This is a genomic window from Rickettsia amblyommatis, from assembly GCF_002078335.1.
Lineage (GTDB): Bacteria > Pseudomonadota > Alphaproteobacteria > Rickettsiales > Rickettsiaceae > Rickettsia > Rickettsia rickettsii.
Genome location: NZ_CP015012.1, coordinates 299,781 through 319,828, shown reverse-complemented (window position 1 = coordinate 319,828; position 20,048 = coordinate 299,781). Strand labels below are relative to the sequence as shown.

Genomic DNA, 20,048 nt, shown 5'->3' with positions numbered 1-20,048 from the left:
TTCTATGCCTCTTGCTTAAGTTATTTTATATAATATAATAACAACAGAAATAATCATATTATTATTACTTAAGAAAATCATGACCACAAAAACAACCTCTTTAAACTTTAGTCGTTTAAATTGTCAAATCCCAAATTATAAAACTAAAATTCTAGAACTTAGCAAGGAACGTGAGTTAAGTTCCATATATATAGATTTTGTTCAAAAGTTTTTAAATTATATTCCGATAGATTATGATTTTGAGAATAGAGAAAAATTATTCCAAAATTTTGCAGATGAAGCCTTTAAGTTTTTTAAGCAAAGGATAGCAAGAGCAAGAAAAATAGCAATAACAAAGGCAGTTATCGAAAATGATCCGGCAATAAATGTCTTGATATTACTTGATAATAAGCCGCATATTGTTGATTTTATCATATGTCTGCTTAAAAACATGAATTTGCAAACTAAGTTTTTACTCCATCCGGTAATAAACTGTGTCCGAAATAGTAAAGGAGAATTAGAAAAAATATTAGAAAATTCTGTGTCGGATGAAAAATCAGAATCAATACTACATTTAACCATTTTAGGAAATTTTGACGATAAAACTACTACATTTTTAACCGAGGCTATAAATGAAAGATTAGAAAAGTTAGAGCAAAGCTATAGCCATTTACCGCAATTACTCACAAAATTACAAGATTTATCTAAAAATATAAGTGATAATTATAAATTAAATTTTAAAGAGGCTAAAGAATTCTTAAATTGGTTACAAAACGATAATTTAGTTTTATTAGGGATTCTTGATTTTGAAGTAAAATCTTTAAAATTAAGCAATGAAATAGGAGCAGTAAAAATATGGCAAGAAGTAAAAGACGAGATTGATGATATTATAAAATGTTCTGCTAATCCTTTATATCAAAATCAATTAATAATACTCGGTAAAATAAATAGTGCGTCGCTTATCCATTCAGATAATTTAATCGACTATATCTTAGTGAAAAAATTTGACTCTTCAGGTGAATATATTTCGGGAAGTATAATTTTTGGTATATATAATTCAAATATGTATTACCATTCAATAAGTAATATTCCAATCCTACGACAAAAATTTAATTTTGTAATTGAGAAAGCCGGTTTTGCATTATCTGGTTATAATGCCGATAAGTTAAGAATTTTAATGGAGTCGTTACCGAGAGAAGCTTTAATACAAATTGATCAAGGCGATTTATATTGTATGTGTTTACATATGCTCTCAAGTATGATGAGTAAGAAGCTTAAATTATTTATTCAATATGATTGGTCTAGTTCTTTTCTTAATATCATAATTTTTCTGCCACGAGAACGTTTAACGGCTGAAATGCATAATATGATAGATTTGTATTTAGCAGAAAAATTCGGTAGTAAAATTTTATCCAACTATATCACCGAAGTAGCTGGTAATTTTTCTTATCTTTTTGTAACGCTTGAAGCACAAGGGGAACATAAAATAAATTTTGAAGCAGAAATAATACAGCAAGATTTAGATCGTATCTCTACACGTTGGAGTGAAGATTTTTATTTAAAGCTTTCTAAAAAATTCGGCGAATATCAAGCAGGTATTAATTTAAAGCTTTTTGATAATGTTTTTCCGGCAGATTATAGGCAAAAATTTTCTCCGGAAATAGCTTTAGTAGATATTGAATATCTAACGGAAGCAAGTAAGTCACAAAAATATATGTTTAATCTAGTTTCTGTAAATGAAACGGAATTTTACTTAAAAATATATAGTCCAAAAGTAAAACTTGCACTTTCTAACATATTGCCGTCAATAGAAAATTTAGGTTTTAAAGCAATTGATGAACAAACTTTTGCAATTAAGGAAGCTCTCGAAATCAAAGAAAGCTGGATATATAATTTTATCTTAACTTCTATTGTACCTGTAAAAGATAATATTACCGAATTAAAAATAAATGTTGAAGAAGCTTTAGACAAAATGGCACTTGGGATACTTGCTAATGATTCTTTAAGTAAATTAATAGTGCTTGCCGGTTTTAATTGGAAGCAAGTTAAACTAGTCAAAGCTTTAACAAGATATTTACATCAAACGGGATTTAGTTACGGTAAAGGTTATGTACAGTTAACGTTACTTAAACATCCCGAATATACAAAAATGTTGGTAAATCTATTTGATATAAAATTTAATCCTAAACATTCGGATAATAATTGTGACGTAATTAAAGACAAACTAAATAATTACTTAGTAACCGTTGAGATGGGTAGTGAAGATAAAGTACTACGTAATATGCTTGGTATAGTTAATGCTATTACTAGAACAAATTACTATCAACCACATAAACATATTTTTTCATTTAAGTTTGATTCTTCAAAAGTACCGGATTTACCTAAACCTGTTCCGTTTGCCGAAGCATTTGTTTATTCTAGAAATTTTGAAGCTGTTCATTTAAGAGGCGGTCCCGTATCACGCGGAGGGCTTAGATGGTCGGATAGAGCAGAAGATTATAGGCTTGAGGTCCTTGGGCTGATGAAAGCACAAATGACTAAGAATTCCGTTATTGTCCCTGTCGGTTCTAAAGGCGGCTTTTATGTTCATTTTACTGAGGAAGGGCTTACTCGTGATGAATATATGGAAAAAGTGGTAGAATGCTATAAGAATTTCCTGAGAGGTTTATTAGACATAACTGATAATATCATTGACGGTAAAGTAGTACATCCAAAAGACGTTATTATTTATGATAAAGAAGATCCTTATTTAGTGGTTGCTGCCGATAAAGGTACAGCCTCATTTTCAGATTATGCTAATAGTGTGGCAAGAGAATATAATTACTGGCTTGATGATGCTTTTGCTTCCGGTGGTTCTGCAGGTTACGATCATAAAAAAATGGCTATTACTTCCAAAGGAGTTTGGATTTCCGTAACTAATCACTTTAAAACTTTAGGGTTAGATGTCCAAAAAGACCCTATTACCGTCGTAGGTATAGGAGATATGTCGGGAGATGTGTTCGGTAACGGTATGCTCAGATCAGAGGCTATTAAGCTAGTTGCTGCCTTTAATCATAAACATATATTTATTGATCCTACTCCTGATCCTTTATCAAGTTTTAATGAGCGTTTGCGTTTATTTAATTTAAAGGGTTCTAATTGGTCTGATTATGATTCTAAGCTTATTTCTAAAGGAGGCAAAGTATTTGAACGCAGTAGTAAATTAATAAAATTATCACCGGAAATTAAAAAATTACTTGATATAAATGATAATGAATTATCACCGGAAGAATTAATTAAAGCTATTTTAAAAGCAGATGTTGATTTATTGTGGAATGGCGGAATAGGCACTTATATCAAAGCTAAAACGGAAAATAATTTAGAAATCGGTGATAAAGCAAATGATAACCTTAGATGTAATGGTGAAGAAATTAGAGCAAAAGTTATAGCAGAAGGCGGTAATGTTGGGGTATCACAGAGAGGTAGAGTTGAATATGCTAAAAAAGGCGGACGCATAAATGCTGACTTTATTGATAATTCAGCAGGTGTTGATTGCTCCGATCATGAGGTAAATATCAAGATTGCTTTAAGTAGTGCGATAACCTCAGGAAAAATTACTTTAGAAGAACGTAATAAACTTCTAAACGATATGACAAAGCAAGTTGAAGAGTTAGTATTACTTGATAATTATAAGCAAACCGAAGCAATAACAATTATGCAACTATCTCCTACTTTAACTGTTAATATACTTAGTCAATTTATAGATATTTTAGAAGAAGCAAAAGTATTAGAGCGGGAAAATGAATTCTTGCCTAGTGCAGAAGAATTGAATAGAAGAGCTATTAGCGGTGAAGTATTAACTCGTCCTGAGCTTTGCATATTGCTATCATATAGTAAGAGATCTGCTTATCATGAGTTAATTAATTCTACTTTTTCCCATGATAAATATTTTGATGCATATCTTATAGATTATTTTCCTGAAATGATGCAAAAAAAGTTTCGTAATGAAATTTTATCTCATCCACTTAAACATGAGATTATTAAAACCGTTACTATAAATAAAATAATTAATCAGCTTGGAGGACCGCTTATTAGTATTGTAAAGCGTGAGATTGGGGCTCCTCTTTGTGATATAATAAGGTCATATACCATTATTTGTGAAATTTTTGATCTTGATGGTATATGGGAAACGATAAGTAAGCTACCTACTAATATTGATTACAATGTAAAAATCGACATGTTTACCGAAATAACGAAATTAATGCGTCGAGGTATTGCGTGGTTTATTAAAAATTTAAAACATCCTATTAATATTAGTGAAACTATAGAAGAGTTTAGAGTTCCTGCACAAAACTTAAGAAAAACGGTAGATACTTTATTAGTCGGAGAAGCTAAAATAAGATTTGAAGAAAAATTAAATTATTATACCACTAGCGGGGTAGAGGAATCATTTGCTGCTACTATCGCTACATTTGACAATTTAATTTCAGTATTTGACATTATATATGTAACAAAACAGACTTCAGGGAATAATAAAGAGATAGCAAAAGCTTATTTTGTTATAAGTGATATGTTTAGTCTTGATTGGTTACGTAAAGCTTGTGATAGGCAATTGAACGATTCATTTTGGCGTCGCTTAGGTATTCAATCGCTAAAAGATGATTTATATGACAAACAACGTAGATTATTAATAAAAATAATTAATAAATCTAGAACAACTATTGATTTAGATTTATGGATTGATAATAATAATAACTTAGTTAGAAATTTTCTTGATTTTATTAAAGAAATTAAAGCTCAAGAAGCTATAGACTTAAATATAATTATTTTAGCAAACAAGACATTTGAAATATTCTTACAAAAACTTGAGTAAATTATGTCGTCAATGCTTAAGCAAATTAGGTTAGATTCAGGTAAAACTTTAAATCAGGTATCTAGTGATTTAAAAATTAGAAAAAAATATTTAGTAGCTTTAGAAGAGGGTGATTTTGATGTTTTACCAGGAGAAGTATACGTAAGAGGTTACTTAAAATTATACTTGGATTATCTTAATGTAAAAGATAGAAATGCAGAGCAGATAGAAGCTACTAAACAGAACGAAACCGAAAAATTATTAAATAATAAAAGAGCTACGGTATTGATAAATTATAAACATAAAAAACAATTAGTACTTATATCTATTATAATGTTATCGATTATTATTGTAAGTCATCCATTCATAATTAACGCTTAAACGAAAATGGATAATGAAATATTAGACTGCTTACAGAACGAAGCTAATAAAGAGGCATTTGAAGGAGACACGGAACGTGGCACCGCAGCGTACATAGACGTACGTGAGAATGCGAGTACAGGATCGGCGTACAAATTACCTTTAGAAGCAAGTTATGTAAGCAGTCTAAAGAAATTAATGGAAGAAGTAGAACATAAACTCGATGATTTGTTGAGTATGCTTGTAAATAATCAAAATGAAGTTCAAAAATTACAAAACGAAAATAAAGCATTAAAAGATAATTATATAACAATGCTAGATCAAATTAACATTTATATTAATGAACTTGAAGCAATAAAAAAACAGCAAAAATAATTATGTCAATTGTTACAGTAACATTAAATAACAAGAGTTTTCAATTATATTGTAATAATGGAGATGAGGAAGAATTACTATCTTTAGCGAATAACTTGAATGATAAAATAGCGGAAATTAAACTTGGTAGTCCCACAGCCTCTTTTGAGCTATTATTAGTTATGGCATCACTTAATGCGCAAGCTGAAATAGCTAGTCTAACAGAAAAACTTAATAAAAACGGTCTTCAAAAAAATCATCCCGACGAAGAAAAATTCGCAGAAACCTTAACTACTATAGCAGGTTACCTAGAAAACCTTGCACGTAAAATGGGAAAGTGATATATTAGCTCTTGGCTGCTTGGTTCGTGAGCTTAATATTAACCTAGGACTACCACTAACTTTTAGGACATCGTCCCTGTCTAATAACTAATTCAGTTTAGATATATGAAGTCCACCTTTACATAAAGGTCTTTGAAGGATTTTAAGTAACGGCCAAAGCGGTCATGTATACTCATTTAATTTGAAAAATTGGCTACGTTTTCTTTTGCTGATAATCCTCACGTACTAGTATGTACGCTGCGGTTATCAGCTTCAAGACGCCTTGCTCTTTTCCAAATTAAACTTTGTCTACCTACTTTTCATTTACTCACAGTATACCTTTAAAATGAAACAAGCAAAATCACGCAATAAAGTTCTCGGTGCTTTTTTAGGCACTATTATTGAATATTACGACTATAGTTTATATGGTTTTTCAGCGGCAATTATCGCTGATAAATTCTTTTCAGCCAGTACTGATCTATTAACAAAGCTTGTAAATGTTTTTGCCGTTTATGCAGCAGCATATTTATCAAAGCCTATGGGTGCTTATATTTTTGGACGTATAGGGGATATATACGGTCGAAAAAAAGCCTTAAGTTTTACGATTATCGGTATTGTAATCCCTACCTTAATAATAGGTTTATTGCCCGATTATTCCTCGATAGGAGTTTGGAGTACAATAATTTTAGTTTTATGTCGCTTCATGCAAGGTATTTTTATTGGAGGGGAATATGACGGTGCAGCGATTTATGTTATTGAACATTTAGGAGCAAAATACCGATTTACTGCCTCGGCAATAACTAGATGTACAGGAGTAATGGGTTTATTATGCGGAATCGGTGCAACTAATTTCTTTAATTCTCATATTTTTCCGGAGTGGGGTTGGCGTATTCCGTTTTTACTAAGTTTACCACTTGCATTAATAACTCTTTATTATCGCCGGAAATTTGATGAAACACCGGAGTTTAAAAAAGCACACTATAGCCAAGATTCTATTGAAAAACTTAGCTCTATAATTAAAAAGCAATGGAAAAATATTGCACGGTTAATATTTTTAGCTGGAGGTTTTGGAGCAACATATCAAATTGCGATCATCTTTATGAAGCAATATTTACCGATCGTATTACCTTCAGTCGGTATTATTATGAGTTCTTTTTCGGTCTTAATAGTAATATGTTTTGCTGTTTGCATGCCGATTGCCGGTTTTATTGCCGATCGCTTAGGAGTTAATTCGGTATTAAAAATCGCATTTATATGTACTATTACAGCAAGTGTATTTTTTGTGATAGCAGTAAAATATCAAATGACTAATTTAGGGCTTGCAGCTAGTTTAATGTTAGCTGCATCAGTTGCACCTTTTAACGCTCTTGCTCATAGTATAGTTATTAAGTCTTTTGTAGTTAAAGAACGCTATCGTGTTATAAGTTTAGGACATAATATCGGCTCAATGTTAATGTCCGGTACTGCTAATTATATTTGTGCAAAGGTAATAAAATCATTTGATTTTAACCTATTCCCGATTTTATATCTTTGCATGTTTGCCGTACTTGCTTATTCTATGACCATATTATTTAACCGTAATAGGTAAAAAATAAATCTTGACGAAAATAATCAGTATCTTTATTTGTAATTTTTTAAATTTAAATGTCATGCATAAAATTTTTCATAAATCTATAATTTTTATTATCTTACTATACAAGGAAATATTAGTTTTACCGATGCAAACGGAAGTATATACCTAGATATTGATAATTGTAAAGAACGTAAATATGACTATGAAGATCATTTGGAAGAATTGTTGAAGCAAGAAATTTCTTTAGCAATGCAGAAGAATGGTTTAAGAGTTAAGTTATTGCACAACAAAGATATTAGAATACAAAAGCTTGATGATGAAGTATCTCGTTGCCGTAGCTCCTATAATAATGCTTATACTGCTTTATATACGCCTTTATTATGACCTGAAGAAAAGGCTTTCTCAAGGACTAATATAGGTGAACCTGTTATAATTTTGGGAGAAAAAACAGGAGCTGATATATTTGTATTACTTAATTATGTGCAAATTATAAAGACTAATGGAGCTCGTACACGTGACTTTTTAATGAGTGCTTTGGGTTGTTCAGTCAGTAATGCAGATAATATATTTATGTCTATAGGAATAGTAGAAGCCAAAAGTGGTAGAATATTATGGACTAATGCAACGCCCCAAGCACAACCATTTAGTAGCTTTATTTTTTCTTCTCGTGATAAATCAGAAATTGGCAATTTTCATTCAGTAATAAATATGCTTTTATCTCCAGTATAAACTGAATTTTGTGTCGTTCAGGGGTAGTTGGTGTGGCTTATTATTCCTCTCTGTGTCATCCCGTGATTTATTCACGGGATCCAGTAAAACATATAGTATGGGTAGACAAAACACATCTAATTTAAGTTCATAAACTATAAATCGTTTTTATCAAATAGGAAAAATTCACCTATTTCAGGGATAATAAACTTATTTTCATCAATATTATGTTTTTTCATAGTTTGTCGGAGTTCCAAAGGAGCGGCATTAAATGCTTCATCAGCTAATTGAAAGACGTCAAAATGACTAGCTATAGAATATTTAGCGCCTAAGTCCAAATGAGTAAATAACGGCTTCTTCAGGATGCATATGCACCGGTTTCATAAACTATCTTGGTTCATAAGCCCCTATCGGAATAAGGCTTATTAAAATATTATGTTTTTTTCCGATCTCTTTAAAAAGAGTATCGTTATAACCCGAATCACCTATAAAACAAGTATCTCCTATCTTAGTTTTCATGATAAAAGTTTCCCATAATGCTTTATTTTTATCAAATATTACTTTAGCCGACCAATGCTGTGTCGGTTCTAAATAAAATTCTACATCGCCTTTAATTTCATCTTCTTGGAAACTTTTTGAATTTAGCTGTATTTCTTGTGCTTTATATGACTCTCCCCACCCTAAGGTAACAATTTCTGCATCGGTAATATGTTTTTGATTATTACGTCATTCATTAGTGGTGTAATAATCTTAGGCTTATCTCGTACCCATAAATCTTTAATTGTTCTGATGTCTAAATGGTCATAGTGATTATGGCTTATTAATATAATGTCTATTTTAGGTAAATCGGTAAAATTAATACCGGGTTTTACCACTCTCTTTGGTTCTGCAAAAGTAAAAGCACTAACCCGCGCCGACTATACCGGATCGGTTAAGATATTTAAACCGTCTATTTGAATTCAAAAGGTTACATGCCCCTACATAGTCTACTCGTACAGCGTCATCTCGATCGCTTGATACTAATGAATTGCGTGGAACTCGTCTACTAATGTACACTGTGCAGACTCGTCCTTAAATTCATCTTGTCTGAAGCCATCGAGATTTAGCTGTGTATTTTTATTACTAGTTATTTTTTGTGTTGGAATATCAGTGGAAGTAAGCGGCAGTGCTGTCGGCCATTTTGGTAGTTGTGAAGTTATTTTCCATTTTAGAATGTCAAGTAAGGTTTTAGGTTTTATATTAGGATCAATATTGAAAAACATATTTTTATTTAGAGAGACCTTCCTTTCGGTTTATTAGAGCTTTTAACTTGTTCAGCAAAAGATTTTGTCTCTTTATTTGTTGGTTTATGAATAAATCCTCTAGTTTTTTCTCCTATCAACATGGCTTCTTGAAGTATATCTTTTGGTAGTTCAGTTATAGATGCCGATATTTCCGGAGTTTGTTTTATTGCTACCGTTATCTTTTTTGCTTTATTTATATCTCTGCCTATTACTTCATCTAGTGGCACATTTTTATAATCTGCAAGAGCAACAATTGCTCCCATATCAGGCATTTTTGTACGACCATCTAGAAAATTTTTCCACGCTGTTTCATGAGTACCTGTTTTTTCACTTAACTTATACGGGGTTATATTGTCTGTTTCTAATATATTCAGTACAAATTTTTTAAAATTATTTCTAATTTCTTCTGGACCATCTTTATTTGTTTCTGATATATCGTTAATCCGATTAAATCTTTCTTTTGACCTTATATCTTCGCTCATTATTTTTTCCTGTAAAATTTACTCCTAAAAATTGAGAGTTAAAATAACTTCATAGATAGAGCCTCTAGACTTATTTATTAATATATAACTAATAAATAGTAAATAGAAGATAATTATAAGAAAATAATAAATTTATTAAGCTATTGAATTAAGTATTTAGGTCTTATATATGAAATTTAAATTAATTTATTTTAACTTTTTTTGTCACAACATTATAAAATTTTTCTGTAGTAGGAGCCATGTCTTTTCCACTTCTTTTACTATAAATTAAATTTCAGGTGCAGCATCTAAGATATTTTAAAAAGATTATATAAATTAAAAATTGTTTTTTCTGCATCTTGATCATTTATGAATAAGGTAATTTTAACTTCTGATAATTGTATCATGTTAACATTTATATTATCTTTCGTTAACTTTGATAATATCGTTTCAAGTAATTTACAATCATTTTTAATCCCATAACCAATAAGAGAGATTGTAGCAATTGCGGTATCAAAAGTAAAATCTTGTATCTGCTTATCATCTTTTAAATTAGTCAGTAAAGCTTGTAAATTATGTTTATCGGTTAAATTTGTAATAAAACTATATTCTTCATTATTTTTTATCTCTTGCATAAACTCAATATGATTATTATTTTGTGTAATCATATTTGCAACTTGCAAAAAACTTAAAGCAATGCTCTTTACAGATATTTTTAATAAATTTTTATTAGAAGTAATGCTGTTAATAATCCCATTCTCCATATTTTTATCCTTTGAAGTGATTAACGTACCTTCTGCATCCGGTGAAAATGTTGACAGAACGCGCATATCTATTTTATACCGCATTACTAACTCTCCGGCTCTAGGGTGTAGTACTTTTGCTCCACTTGATGCTAGTTCTAACATTTCTAAAAAATCTATTTCTTTTATCTTCTTGGCATTTGGAATAATTCTTGGATCAGCAGTAAATATTCCCTCTACATCGGTATAAATATCACATCTATCGGCTTTCATAGCTGCAGCGATTAAGGCGGCAGTAGTATCAGATCCTCCTCTGCCCAAAGTAGTTAACCTATTGGATTTGTTAATGCCTTGAAAACCGGCTATTATAGGGACGGTATTTAACTGTAAATATTTTTCTAGTAAATCTGTAGTAATTGATTCTACTAAAGCTTTACTATGATTATTATCGGTGAGCATCGGTAATTGCCAAGCTAGAAATGATCGAGCCTTTATGTCTTCTTCTTGAAGAGCGAGCGCTAGTAATGAAGCAGTGACTATTTCACCGCTAGAAAGTGCTACATCATATTCTGCAAATTGAGAAATGTTGTTAAGGCTTGATACTTCACTACACAATGTGACAAGTTGATTAGTAACACCTGCCATAGCTGAAACTACTACAATTACTTGGTTATTTTTAGCTATTTCGGTTTTTATAATAGGAACGATTTTTTTTATTCTATCAATATTTGCAACGGAAGTGCCACCGAACTTTTGAATTATTAAGGCCATAAGTAATGAAAGCCTAATAGAATATTATGTTATATAATTAATTTCCGCCTGTCGTCATCTAGCTCACTTACAGGCATTATCGTGTGGAACGGTTTTCAATTGTCACCTCGCGACTTGATCGCGGGATCCAACTTAAAATACTAATAATATTAGTACTTTAAATTGTTTTTATGGACCCTGTAGTCAAGCCACGACGGGGTGACAAAGTGGATTTTACCAATCAACGCAACAATGCCATAAAAAGCATTTTTCGTTCCACGTAACACTAGTAGAGCAAACCGCAATACTTAAGCACTGGCAATTTCTTTAACATTCACGATTTTATGATTTCGCTTAGTTAAAAATTCTACTCTACCTTCTATCAAAGCAAATATTGTATGATCTTTGCCAAGCCCTACATTCGTTCCAGGATGAATTTTTGTGCCACGTTGTCTAACTATAATATTACCGGGCATTACATATTGTCCATCGGCTTTTTTAACTCCCAGTCTTCGACCGGCCGAGTCTCTTCCGTTCCTAGAACTACCACCGGCTTTTTTGGTTGCCATTTTATAATTCCTTTTAAGTTATTATTATTGTTTGGTAATATCTAATATTTTTAATTCCGTCAATTCTTGACGATGACCGGCTTTACGACGATAATTTTTTCTACGCTTTTTCTTAAAGACTATAATTTTATTATCTTTAAGTTGGTTAGTAATTTCAGCCGTAACGACAGCCCCTTTAACTATTGGAGTCCCAATAAAAGAAGGCTTTGAGTATTCGCCAATCATTAAAATTTGATCAAACTGAATTTTAGAGCCAAGTTCTCCATCAATTTTTTCGACTTTAATAATACTATTTCTGTCTACTTTATATTGTTTTCCACCTGCTTTTATAACTGCGAACATGAAAACTATCTCTTTTAAAATTTATAAATATTTACCGCATCATATTATTATATTAGAAATTAGTCAATGATCTTTTTTATAGCAAATCTATTGTCGCATATCTATTAACACAAATATAATTGCGTATTGAGTTACCGCAGCAAATATTGCGGCTAGCAAATCATCAAGCATAATGCCGATACTGCCCTTAATATTTTTGTTCAACCAATTAATAGGCCAGGGCTTTACTATATCAAAAAATCGGAATAGACAAAAAGGTAATACGAAAAGTAATATAATATTTATTGTTAGCAGACTAAAGTATTTAATTAAATACGATTCATTAGCAAATAAAGCGGAAAAAAATACTAAAACGATAGTTAGCATTTGCCCTACTACTTCATCAATGACCACTTCTTTAGGGTCTTCTGAATTTGTATAATTTAAATATATTTTAGTAAAATAAGTGCCGAGTATTAAGAGTATCAAACATAGGCTAAAGCTTATAATAAATATACTGACAAGTTGAGCTTCACCGAGAGTAAGACTTAAGAAAGGAATGATTATTTTGTTATTAACAATAAAATATATTAAGAAATAAGTTAGAGGGAAAGCGGCAATCGATCCAAAAGTGCCTGGGCAGTATTTTATTTTCCCGATATAAAAAAAAGTAGCAAAAAATTCTGAAAATTGTTTTTTAGGAAACATTTCTTTAATTATTTTATCCTAGATTAGAGCTATAATATCTTATATAATTAAATTTTAACTTATACAGAAAAATATGGGAATGAGCTTTAGCCATTTATTAATAGTTTTATTAATTATTTTTGTATTATTCGGTGCCGGCAAATTACCGCAAGTCATGTCCGATCTTGCTAAAGGTCTTAAAGCTTTTAAAGACGGCATGAAAGACGACGGTAGTGATAATGATAAAAATAAATAATTAATCTTTAGTGTCCCTTTGTCATCCCGTGGCTTGACCAGTCTTGTTGTATGGCTTGAAAAACCTACTCAATGTGACTCCCGCGGAAGCGGGAATCCAGTACTTTAAAGCTTTTTTGAAAAGCTCGATTTATCTCGCTTTACTTTGGATTCTCGCTTTCGCAGGAATGACATCCTGAACGTTCGTACAACACATGGTCAGGCCACTGAGTGACCAAGATACAACAACTCCCTAATTTCCTGAAACAGTAGAATATATCCCATTCTCTTTCCTAATAATATCATATCGTCTCTGAGCTACTCCATCGATGAAATGAATATTACCGGATAAACCTATATAAGGTTGTCTACTGTTCATTCTATTTAAAAACCTTTCAGATGCAAATTCATTGCCTATATAGTTTGCAGTCATACGTCCTAAATCATAAGAAAGAAGATGCATGAAGCCTATATGGTTAATACCTAAGTCTTTTGCCCTATCCGGAACGTTGCTATTGAGTAAATTTAAAGAGCCGGTAAAGCTAATATCGATATTTTCAGGGTAATCGATATCAATACGATTATCACCGATTAAAATAGCCTTTTTATCTAAATTATATTTACGAATGCTATCAGCGAGTAGGTTTAAATTTTTTGGATCGTCTGATAGATAAATAACCGGTTTTGTCGTGTCGCTACGTTCATTTATAATATCGGTATTGTCTGAAATATTTCTTGCGGCTTTTGCTATAGATTCAGGATTATCCTCATAAAATTCAGTGCGTGATAATGATGCATTGTTCTGAATCAATATATTTTGCATTACTTGACTAATAGTTTGCGAATGCTTCCCTCTAGGTAATAATGCCATAAAATCTTTATGGTCGTTACTTGCGTAATAATTAATGATACGTATCAGTTGTTTTAAAGGTGCATGACCAAATACAAATAATTTATCTTCTGCAAGAGCCGGATTATTTGACATAGTTATTATAATAATATCATTTGCCTTTGCTTTTTCGGCTATTAGAGAGGTAAAGTTAGAATATAGAGGACCTAAAATAATCTTAGTTTTACGTGCTACTATTTTATCCATAGCGGCTAAAACGTTTTTTTCGTCTGAACCGTCGTAAGAAGTAACATGTATGTAAGATTTGATTCCGTCGTTAAGTCCCATTTTAATTAAATCTTTATATTGTTTTCCGACAATACTATCAGGACCCTGATTTGGCATTAAAATTGCAATCTCAATTTCTTTTTGTTCTTTTTTAGGAAAACTTATAGGTTCTTCTTTAGGAGTTTGACAGGACGTTAAATATATCAAGCAAAAAAATGATAGAACGATTCGTAGTTTATGTTTTATACTAGCCATAATGTTACTTAAAATTAAAAAACTATGATTAGATATCTTTCCAAACCGGGATTATATATTGTTTCAACACCGATCGGTAATTTTGAAGATATAACGCTTCGTGCTATATCGACTTTAAAAAATTCGGATATTATCTTATGCGAGGATACTAGAATATCACAAAAATTGCTAGCAAAACATGACATTCATACAAAATTACAAATTTATAATGATCATAGTGACGAGAAAGATAGAGAAAATATCATAAGTTTAATAAAATCGGACAATATAATAAGCTTAATTTCTGATGCAGGAACTCCTTTAATTTCCGATCCCGGCTATAAGTTAGTTAGAGATATACGCAATCTTAATTGTCATATAGACGTAGTACCGGGAGTATCTGCACCGGTTACTGCTCTAACTTTATCGGCTCTTCCTACTGATCGATTTTTATTTCACGGGTTTTTACCTAAAACTATAGAAAGTAAGAAAAAGATTTTTTCTGAACTAGTAAATCTTAAGGCTACTTTGATTTTTTTTGAAACGGCCCCTCGTTTGATAAATACTTTATCGGTAGCTAAGGAAATACTAGGAAACCGAGAAATATGTGTAGCTCGTGAGTTAACTAAGCTGTATCAAGAAATAAAAACAGGGGATATGGATGAAATAATAGAGTTCTATCAAAATAATATTTTAAAAGGTGAGATAGTATTGTTGATTTCAGGAAATATACAGGACCAAAACCAACAAAAAAATTTAGAAAAATTTATAGAACTTTGCTTAAGTAAAAACTTAAGTAGCAAAACTACTACCGAACTTGTTTATGACAAATTCAAAGATGTTTATAGTAAAAAAGAGATATATAGATTGGTGAATAAGCAAAAGATTTAATATAAATTTATAGTAGAATATTTACCTCAGAATATGCTAAAATAAAGAGAAAATAACATTCAGTAACATAATAATATGTCAAAAGTTAATCTGAGAGTAGATTTAGCGTTTAAAAAAATCTTCGGAGTAGAAGAAATAAAGATTTATTGATATCGCTTATTAATTCGATAGTAAGTGAGAAAGATCAGGTTGTAGAAGTAACATTACTTAATCCGTATAATCCAAAGAATTTTAAAGCCGATAAACTATCTATACTTGATATAAAAGCCAAAAGTGAAAGCAGTAAAAGATATAATATCGAAATCCAAGTAACCGATGAAGCGGATTACGATAACAGAGCTTTGTATTACTGGGCAAAAATGTATACGGAGCAACTGCAAGAGGGATCAGATTATGCGGCATTAAATAAAACAATAGGAATACACATACTTAACTTTACCAGTATTACAGATACGGATGAATATCATAATTTTTTTCAGTTAAAGGAAATAAAAAGTGGTTTAGTATATTTTAAAGATATAGAGTTACATACGATATAAATTTGCTAAAAGAATCCTAAGGAGGAGTTATCTGACGTCGTCAAGAAAGTTAAAAATACTTTAGATATATGGCTAGCATTTTTAACACGTAATGATTTATTAAATAAAGATAATTTACCGAAAGAATTGGATAATGATGTATTGAAAAAAGCATTAACCGTGCTTGAGGTAATAAATTAAATGATGCAGAAAGAAAATCGTTTAGAGTGGCTTAGAATTGAAACTAGTGCTTTTAAAAAGATGAAGGAGGAAGGAAGAGCTGAAGGCGAAGCTAGAAGAAATATTGAAATAGCAAAAGAAATGCTAATTGATAAAGAGCCTCTAGAAACAATAATTAAATATACTAAACTTTCAAAGGAAGAAATAGAAAAGCTAAAAGCAGAAATCGATAAGGTGGAAAAATAAAAAGTCGTCTGCGATATATACTCCGAGTAAATGAAGAATCGGCAGACGACCCATTATAAAAAACAGTATATTTAGTTAGCTGAGCTGTGAGGACAGCCGCAACCTTTTTTAGGCTTATTGCTTTTTGCCGAATCTTCAAGTTTTTTACCGGCTGCCTGCATATCTTGACCTGTACCTTGCATTGTATTACAAGCACTTGTTAAGTAAAGCTACAGCTACTAATATAGAAGTTATAAGTGCTGAACGCATAAATTTTACCTTTATCAAATTGAGCTTAAATATTATGAAGTAAGCAAAAAATTGTCAACTTGAAAATATATTAAAATGTACAGTATTTGTACACATCACTTAGCCGTATCTTTATAATCACATAAGCTATTTTGTTAACAAAATATTAATTTTTTTAGTATTTCTTTAAGAATTAATATTTAAAAGATTTATAAAATGAAAGAACTCAATGATCAATTGAAAGCAGCACTGTCTTCTATGAAAGACGGTGTCTTAGATTAAATTTAGAGGGAATAAGCTTACAAGAGATTTTTAATTTTCTTCAAAATCCTGATATAGTAAAGGATAAAATTATCTCTCTTGATACATCAACTTATGAAAATTGGAAAGAAGTAAATGATTTTATTTTGCAATTAAATTATAATTCATCTTTTAAGCCCTAAACTATAGAAATTCACAGAAAAGAGGCTTTATTAAAAAAATTCTTAGAGAGATTTAAAAAAAATAATTTTATTAAAGATGAAGAACAGTTAAGTCAATTTATAAAAGCTGCATGTAAAGAAGCTAAAACCCCGGATGGAATCGAAATGCAGTATGGGCGAGCTTTACGGCTTGGTTCTAAGTATAATGTCAGTAAAATAGATAAACAATATTCTGATTTACAGGGTATTTTTAAAAAGTTACAAGAGACACAAATACAAAAAGTAAATTCAGAAATTCATCATTATAAACAGGCAGATGATTTACATTTTCATATGGTAAAAGTCAACGGAGCGAATATGTCTGCTTGGCAAGATTTTTTGGGTAAGCAGAGTAGCTTTCAAAGTTCTTATCAAGGCAATGATCTGGTGATAAAAAATTTTGATAAGGGGAAGTATGCCTTTTCCGCTAGCTTAGATTATCATGATCAAGGCTTAACCGATGTATTATATTATGTAGCCTTTGTTTCCAATAAAATATGACAAAAAGGTGACTCGCTTGATACTTCATATATAGAGATGTTTATAACCATGCTGACTGCTCAAAATGCAAGCTTTATTTCGCATTCTGGTATAGCAAGACTTTCAATATATCAAGAAAAACCTTTTATTATAAAACATAAAAATCTTGCAGTTAAACTTCATAGTTTTATTACCGCATGTGCCAAAGATATTTATTCTAATAAAAAAGAATATATGATTACTGTATCGGTAAAGGAAATGACATAAATAATTCTTAAAGAATATGAGAAAAAAGGAGTTTTAGATAAAATATATATAGGACATCAGCAAGAAAATTGAGATAATGAACAAACCCCTATAAAACTTATTGAGGATAATGACAAAACTTTATTTAGTCTTTATGATAAAAACGGTAATATATTACATAAATTAACTAGTGCACAAATAGAAGGAGAATTCGCTTGGTTTTGCAAACATCCGTATCTATTCAAGGGGCAAGGTAAAGGTGCACCGTTCGTTACTTGTCATTTAGAAACATTAGCAACGCTTGATCCTAAACCTAATGCTATAGAACATAATATTATTCAGAAATAATTAGTAATTTATAAGATTTACTATAACTCTTATTTAAGGTTAAAATAATAATCGCAATACTCTTTAATAGGGCAGATGTCGCAATCGGGTTTTCTAGCTTTGCATATATATCTGCCGTGCAGAATTAGCCAGTGATGGGCATGCGTTAGCCATTTTTTATCGATAATCTGCAGTAGCTCTTTTTCTACTATTTCAGGAGTACCGCCTTTAGCAAGCCCGATCCTTTTGGCTACTCTAAAGACATGCGTATCAACTGCCATTGTAGGCATGCCGAATAAGCAATTTAGTACAACATTAGCAGTTTTTCTGCCAACGCCCGGTAGTTTAATTAATTCCTTAAAATCATTCGGTACTGAAGCTTGATAATTGCTTATCAATATTTTACATAATGCGATAATATTTTTTGCTTTGCTGTTAAATAGTCCGATAGATTTTATATATTTTTTAAGTTCTTCTTCGCCGAGTTCTAAAATTTTTTCTGGTGTATCATAAGTTTCAAATAAAGATTTAGTTGCTAAATTTACTGATATATCGGTGGCTTGAGCAGATAATATTACCGCTACTAATAAGGCAAAATCATTCTTATATATTAATTCGGTTTGCGGATTTGGATTATTCTTGCTAAAAATCTCAAAAATTTTATTAACTATTTGTGCTTGCATATATTGCTATAAAAAGTGTATTTTAAAAGATAAATTATTGAGTCTTAAAATGCTAGAAAATAAAAGTTTTAAATTTATAGAAAATGAAATAAAAAATAATAAAGTAGCATTGTTCATGAAAGGTACTAAAGAGTCGCCTGCATGCGGATTTTCAGGAACCGTAGTAGCTATTTTGAATAAATTAGGTGTAGAATTTCGTGATATTAATGTACTTTTTGATGCTGAATTACGTGAAGATTTAAAAAAATTTAGCGACTGGCCGACATTCCCACAATTATACATTAACGGAGAATTAGTCGGCGGGTGTGATATTGTTAGAGAGTTATATCAAAGTGGGGAACTTGAGAAGATGTTGAAAGCGTATACTCGGTGAATTGCAAAAATTGGCATCGTCGTCTAGCAAGTTCTGCGGTGTTCACGTATTAAGTATACGCTCTGCTCCTTGCCTTGCAGACTCCTTGCTCTTTTTGAAATTGACCTTCGTATACTACTACTCAACCTTAATATTTTAAGTACATAAAAATATAAAAACATGAGCAAATATTTAGAATACCCAGAAGTAGAAAGTAAAGAGCAGCCGCCGAAGAAGCTAGTAGTATTACTGCACGGTGTCGGCTCGGACGGACATGATTTAATAGGACTTGTGCCTTATATCAAAAATTATTTACCCAATTGTCATTTTATTTCCCCACATGGTATCGAGGCTTATGATATGATGCCTTATGGTAGACAATGGTTTAGTTTGCAAGACCGCAGCCCGCATATCATGGCAAAGCTAATTGCAAATAATATTTCTAAGGTTGAAGATATAATAAAGCAAAAGCAGGACGCGTTAAATCTAACCAACAAAGATACTATCATTATTGGCTTTTCTCAAGGTACGATGATAGGGTTATATTTAACACTAGTTCAAAAAGAGCCGTTTTTCTGTACTATAGGTTTTTCGGGTGCATTAATTCCACCTATGGAAGTTAATAATAAGCTTACTCCTATATGCTTGATTCATGGGGCATTAGATGAGGTGGTCGGTGTTAGCGAGATGTATAATGCTTCAAACTATTTATCTAAGCTGCATATAGAGCATAGCGGACATAAATTAACGTCTCTTGCTCATTCAATAGATGGACGGGGGCTTGAGATTGCGATTAATTTTATAAATAACCGTCATTGCGAGCAGCTGTAGGCTGCGTGGCAATCTCAGGATTTTGGTACGAGATTGCTTCGTCAGAATTTTCAATTTTTCCTGGTAATGACGATTAGATAT

Annotated in this window: 24 protein-coding genes, 1 other RNA gene and 2 pseudogenes; 16 read left to right on the top strand and 11 right to left on the bottom strand. The window is 31.2% G+C overall.

Features of this window, described 5'->3' with window-relative positions; all coding sequences use genetic code 11:
- The first annotated feature begins 79 nt into the window (after window positions 1-79).
- The 8 genes from A3305_RS01785 (at window position 80) to A3305_RS01750 (ending at window position 8,146) form a co-directional block, all read left to right on the top strand.
- Window positions 80-4,831 carry an NAD-glutamate dehydrogenase gene (locus tag A3305_RS01785; protein ID WP_014392766.1) on the top strand — a complete coding sequence of 1,584 codons (4,752 nt, stop codon included), beginning with the start codon at window positions 80-82 and terminating at the stop codon, window positions 4,829-4,831.
- A 3-nt stretch (window positions 4,832-4,834) separates the two neighbouring features.
- Window positions 4,835-5,191 (top strand): helix-turn-helix domain-containing protein, encoded by a 357-nt coding sequence (locus A3305_RS01780; protein WP_014392765.1) that lies wholly within the window; start codon window positions 4,835-4,837, stop codon window positions 5,189-5,191.
- A 6-nt stretch (window positions 5,192-5,197) separates the two neighbouring features.
- Complete coding sequence (locus A3305_RS01775; RefSeq protein ID WP_045799474.1) at window positions 5,198-5,545, top strand: palindromic element RPE1 domain-containing protein; 348 nt, start codon at window positions 5,198-5,200, stop codon at window positions 5,543-5,545.
- A gap of 2 nt (window positions 5,546-5,547) precedes the next feature.
- Window positions 5,548-5,865 (top strand): cell division protein ZapA, encoded by a 318-nt coding sequence (locus A3305_RS01770; RefSeq protein ID WP_014392763.1) that lies wholly within the window; start codon window positions 5,548-5,550, stop codon window positions 5,863-5,865.
- Between the two features lie 9 nt (window positions 5,866-5,874).
- A non-coding RNA gene (gene ssrS, locus A3305_RS01765) (6S RNA) lies at window positions 5,875-6,034 on the top strand.
- 156 nt (window positions 6,035-6,190) lie between these two features.
- Window positions 6,191-7,432 carry an MFS transporter gene (locus tag A3305_RS01760; RefSeq protein ID WP_014392762.1) on the top strand — a complete coding sequence of 414 codons (1,242 nt, stop codon included), beginning with the start codon at window positions 6,191-6,193 and terminating at the stop codon, window positions 7,430-7,432.
- 210 nt (window positions 7,433-7,642) lie between these two features.
- Window positions 7,643-7,801: a hypothetical protein gene (locus A3305_RS01755; protein ID WP_226983957.1), complete on the top strand. Its 159-nt coding sequence runs from the start codon at window positions 7,643-7,645 to the stop codon at window positions 7,799-7,801.
- Between the two features lie 51 nt (window positions 7,802-7,852).
- A complete protein-coding gene (locus A3305_RS01750; RefSeq protein WP_226983956.1) occupies window positions 7,853-8,146 on the top strand; it encodes a hypothetical protein in 294 nt (97 codons plus the stop codon).
- 134 nt (window positions 8,147-8,280) lie between these two features.
- Here A3305_RS01750 and A3305_RS10010 read toward each other — a convergent pair whose 3' ends face one another.
- The 8 genes and pseudogenes from A3305_RS10010 to A3305_RS01715 form a co-directional block, all read right to left on the bottom strand.
- Window positions 8,281-8,463 (bottom strand): Zn-dependent hydrolase, encoded by a 183-nt coding sequence (locus A3305_RS10010; protein WP_226983954.1) that lies wholly within the window; start codon window positions 8,461-8,463, stop codon window positions 8,281-8,283.
- A 49-nt stretch (window positions 8,464-8,512) separates the two neighbouring features.
- Complete coding sequence (locus A3305_RS11135) at window positions 8,513-8,644, bottom strand: hypothetical protein (protein WP_264357830.1); 132 nt, start codon at window positions 8,642-8,644, stop codon at window positions 8,513-8,515.
- A 108-nt stretch (window positions 8,645-8,752) separates the two neighbouring features.
- Window positions 8,753-9,000, bottom strand: a pseudogene (locus tag A3305_RS10005) (MBL fold metallo-hydrolase); the annotation flags it as partial.
- Between the two features lie 395 nt (window positions 9,001-9,395).
- Window positions 9,396-9,890: a helix-turn-helix domain-containing protein gene (locus A3305_RS01735; RefSeq protein ID WP_014392759.1), complete on the bottom strand. Its 495-nt coding sequence runs from the start codon at window positions 9,888-9,890 to the stop codon at window positions 9,396-9,398.
- A 287-nt stretch (window positions 9,891-10,177) separates the two neighbouring features.
- Window positions 10,178-11,383, bottom strand: coding sequence for an aspartate kinase (locus A3305_RS01730; RefSeq protein WP_014392758.1), 1,206 nt, complete (start codon window positions 11,381-11,383; stop codon window positions 10,178-10,180).
- A 287-nt stretch (window positions 11,384-11,670) separates the two neighbouring features.
- On the bottom strand, window positions 11,671-11,931 hold the full coding sequence (gene rpmA / locus A3305_RS01725) for a 50S ribosomal protein L27 (RefSeq protein WP_014392757.1): 261 nt from the start codon (window positions 11,929-11,931) through the stop codon (window positions 11,671-11,673).
- Window positions 11,932-11,955: 24 nt separating this feature from the next.
- Window positions 11,956-12,273: a 50S ribosomal protein L21 gene (gene rplU, locus A3305_RS01720; protein ID WP_004997480.1), complete on the bottom strand. Its 318-nt coding sequence runs from the start codon at window positions 12,271-12,273 to the stop codon at window positions 11,956-11,958.
- An 87-nt stretch (window positions 12,274-12,360) separates the two neighbouring features.
- Window positions 12,361-12,960 (bottom strand): phosphatidylglycerophosphatase A, encoded by a 600-nt coding sequence (locus A3305_RS01715; RefSeq protein WP_014392756.1) that lies wholly within the window; start codon window positions 12,958-12,960, stop codon window positions 12,361-12,363.
- A 73-nt stretch (window positions 12,961-13,033) separates the two neighbouring features.
- Here A3305_RS01715 and A3305_RS01710 point away from each other — a divergent pair, with 73 nt between their 5' ends.
- The gene (locus A3305_RS01710; protein ID WP_004997483.1) at window positions 13,034-13,195 is read left to right on the top strand and encodes a Sec-independent protein translocase subunit TatA; all 162 of its coding nucleotides are present in this window, start codon (window positions 13,034-13,036) and stop codon (window positions 13,193-13,195) included.
- Window positions 13,196-13,426: 231 nt separating this feature from the next.
- Here the strand turns inward: A3305_RS01710 and A3305_RS01705 are convergent, their stop codons facing one another.
- Window positions 13,427-14,545 carry a penicillin-binding protein activator gene (locus tag A3305_RS01705; RefSeq protein ID WP_014392755.1) on the bottom strand — a complete coding sequence of 373 codons (1,119 nt, stop codon included), beginning with the start codon at window positions 14,543-14,545 and terminating at the stop codon, window positions 13,427-13,429.
- Window positions 14,546-14,569: 24 nt separating this feature from the next.
- Here A3305_RS01705 and rsmI point away from each other — a divergent pair, with 24 nt between their 5' ends.
- The 3 genes from rsmI to A3305_RS09995 all read left to right on the top strand — a co-directional run bounded on the left by rsmI (window position 14,570) and on the right by A3305_RS09995 (window position 16,359).
- Window positions 14,570-15,415 carry a 16S rRNA (cytidine(1402)-2'-O)-methyltransferase gene (gene rsmI, locus A3305_RS01700; RefSeq protein WP_014392754.1) on the top strand — a complete coding sequence of 282 codons (846 nt, stop codon included), beginning with the start codon at window positions 14,570-14,572 and terminating at the stop codon, window positions 15,413-15,415.
- Between the two features lie 146 nt (window positions 15,416-15,561).
- Window positions 15,562-15,954, top strand: coding sequence for an Rpn family recombination-promoting nuclease/putative transposase (locus A3305_RS10000; RefSeq protein WP_014392753.1), 393 nt, complete (start codon window positions 15,562-15,564; stop codon window positions 15,952-15,954).
- Window positions 15,955-16,134: 180 nt separating this feature from the next.
- Window positions 16,135-16,359 carry a hypothetical protein gene (locus A3305_RS09995; RefSeq protein ID WP_014392752.1) on the top strand — a complete coding sequence of 75 codons (225 nt, stop codon included), beginning with the start codon at window positions 16,135-16,137 and terminating at the stop codon, window positions 16,357-16,359.
- 71 nt (window positions 16,360-16,430) lie between these two features.
- Here the strand turns inward: A3305_RS09995 and A3305_RS01690 are convergent.
- Window positions 16,431-16,608 (bottom strand): annotated as a pseudogene (locus A3305_RS01690) (entericidin A/B family lipoprotein).
- Between the two features lie 566 nt (window positions 16,609-17,174).
- Between A3305_RS01690 and A3305_RS09990 the strand changes: the two are divergent.
- Window positions 17,175-17,549, top strand: a complete 375-nt coding sequence (locus A3305_RS09990) for a hypothetical protein (protein ID WP_014392750.1) — start codon at window positions 17,175-17,177, stop codon at window positions 17,547-17,549.
- Window positions 17,550-17,597: 48 nt separating this feature from the next.
- Complete coding sequence (locus tag A3305_RS01675) at window positions 17,598-17,795, top strand: hypothetical protein (protein WP_014392749.1); 198 nt, start codon at window positions 17,598-17,600, stop codon at window positions 17,793-17,795.
- A 356-nt stretch (window positions 17,796-18,151) separates the two neighbouring features.
- On the opposite strand, the gene nth is transcribed toward A3305_RS01675, so the two are convergent.
- A complete protein-coding gene (gene nth / locus A3305_RS01670; RefSeq protein WP_014392748.1) occupies window positions 18,152-18,784 on the bottom strand; it encodes an endonuclease III in 633 nt (210 codons plus the stop codon).
- Window positions 18,785-18,833: 49 nt separating this feature from the next.
- On the opposite strand from nth, the gene grxD reads away from it, so the two are divergent.
- Together grxD and A3305_RS01660 are read left to right on the top strand one after the other, a co-directional pair.
- Complete coding sequence (gene grxD / locus A3305_RS01665; RefSeq protein WP_041860646.1) at window positions 18,834-19,157, top strand: Grx4 family monothiol glutaredoxin; 324 nt, start codon at window positions 18,834-18,836, stop codon at window positions 19,155-19,157.
- Between the two features lie 159 nt (window positions 19,158-19,316).
- Window positions 19,317-19,967 carry a hydrolase gene (locus A3305_RS01660; protein WP_014392746.1) on the top strand — a complete coding sequence of 217 codons (651 nt, stop codon included), beginning with the start codon at window positions 19,317-19,319 and terminating at the stop codon, window positions 19,965-19,967.
- Window positions 19,968-20,048 lie beyond the last annotated feature (81 nt).

Bases quoted from the DNA above. Each gene is read 5' to 3' on its own strand.
- A3305_RS11135 (WP_264357830.1), bottom strand. From the start codon at position 8,644: ATGAAAACTAAGATAGGAGATACTTGTTTTATAGGTGATTCGGGTTAT.
- nth (WP_014392748.1), bottom strand. From the start codon at position 18,784: ATGCAAGCACAAATAGTTAATAAAATTTTTGAGATTTTTAGCAAGAAT.
- A3305_RS01710 (WP_004997483.1), top strand. From the start codon at position 13,034: ATGGGAATGAGCTTTAGCCATTTATTAATAGTTTTATTAATTATTTTT.
- A3305_RS01770 (WP_014392763.1), top strand. From the start codon at position 5,548: ATGTCAATTGTTACAGTAACATTAAATAACAAGAGTTTTCAATTATAT.
- A3305_RS01760 (WP_014392762.1), top strand. From the start codon at position 6,191: ATGAAACAAGCAAAATCACGCAATAAAGTTCTCGGTGCTTTTTTAGGC.
- A3305_RS09990 (WP_014392750.1), top strand. From the start codon at position 17,175: ATGCAGTATGGGCGAGCTTTACGGCTTGGTTCTAAGTATAATGTCAGT.
- A3305_RS01785 (WP_014392766.1), top strand. From the start codon at position 80: ATGACCACAAAAACAACCTCTTTAAACTTTAGTCGTTTAAATTGTCAA.
- rsmI (WP_014392754.1), top strand. From the start codon at position 14,570: ATGATTAGATATCTTTCCAAACCGGGATTATATATTGTTTCAACACCG.
- rplU (WP_004997480.1), bottom strand. From the start codon at position 12,273: ATGTTCGCAGTTATAAAAGCAGGTGGAAAACAATATAAAGTAGACAGA.
- A3305_RS01780 (WP_014392765.1), top strand. From the start codon at position 4,835: ATGTCGTCAATGCTTAAGCAAATTAGGTTAGATTCAGGTAAAACTTTA.
- A3305_RS01675 (WP_014392749.1), top strand. From the start codon at position 17,598: ATGCTGACTGCTCAAAATGCAAGCTTTATTTCGCATTCTGGTATAGCA.
- A3305_RS01735 (WP_014392759.1), bottom strand. From the start codon at position 9,890: ATGAGCGAAGATATAAGGTCAAAAGAAAGATTTAATCGGATTAACGAT.
- A3305_RS09995 (WP_014392752.1), top strand. From the start codon at position 16,135: ATGATGCAGAAAGAAAATCGTTTAGAGTGGCTTAGAATTGAAACTAGT.
- A3305_RS01715 (WP_014392756.1), bottom strand. From the start codon at position 12,960: ATGTTTCCTAAAAAACAATTTTCAGAATTTTTTGCTACTTTTTTTTAT.
- grxD (WP_041860646.1), top strand. From the start codon at position 18,834: ATGCTAGAAAATAAAAGTTTTAAATTTATAGAAAATGAAATAAAAAAT.
- A3305_RS01775 (WP_045799474.1), top strand. From the start codon at position 5,198: ATGGATAATGAAATATTAGACTGCTTACAGAACGAAGCTAATAAAGAG.
- A3305_RS01705 (WP_014392755.1), bottom strand. From the start codon at position 14,545: ATGGCTAGTATAAAACATAAACTACGAATCGTTCTATCATTTTTTTGC.
- A3305_RS01660 (WP_014392746.1), top strand. From the start codon at position 19,317: ATGAGCAAATATTTAGAATACCCAGAAGTAGAAAGTAAAGAGCAGCCG.
- rpmA (WP_014392757.1), bottom strand. From the start codon at position 11,931: ATGGCAACCAAAAAAGCCGGTGGTAGTTCTAGGAACGGAAGAGACTCG.
- A3305_RS01730 (WP_014392758.1), bottom strand. From the start codon at position 11,383: ATGGCCTTAATAATTCAAAAGTTCGGTGGCACTTCCGTTGCAAATATT.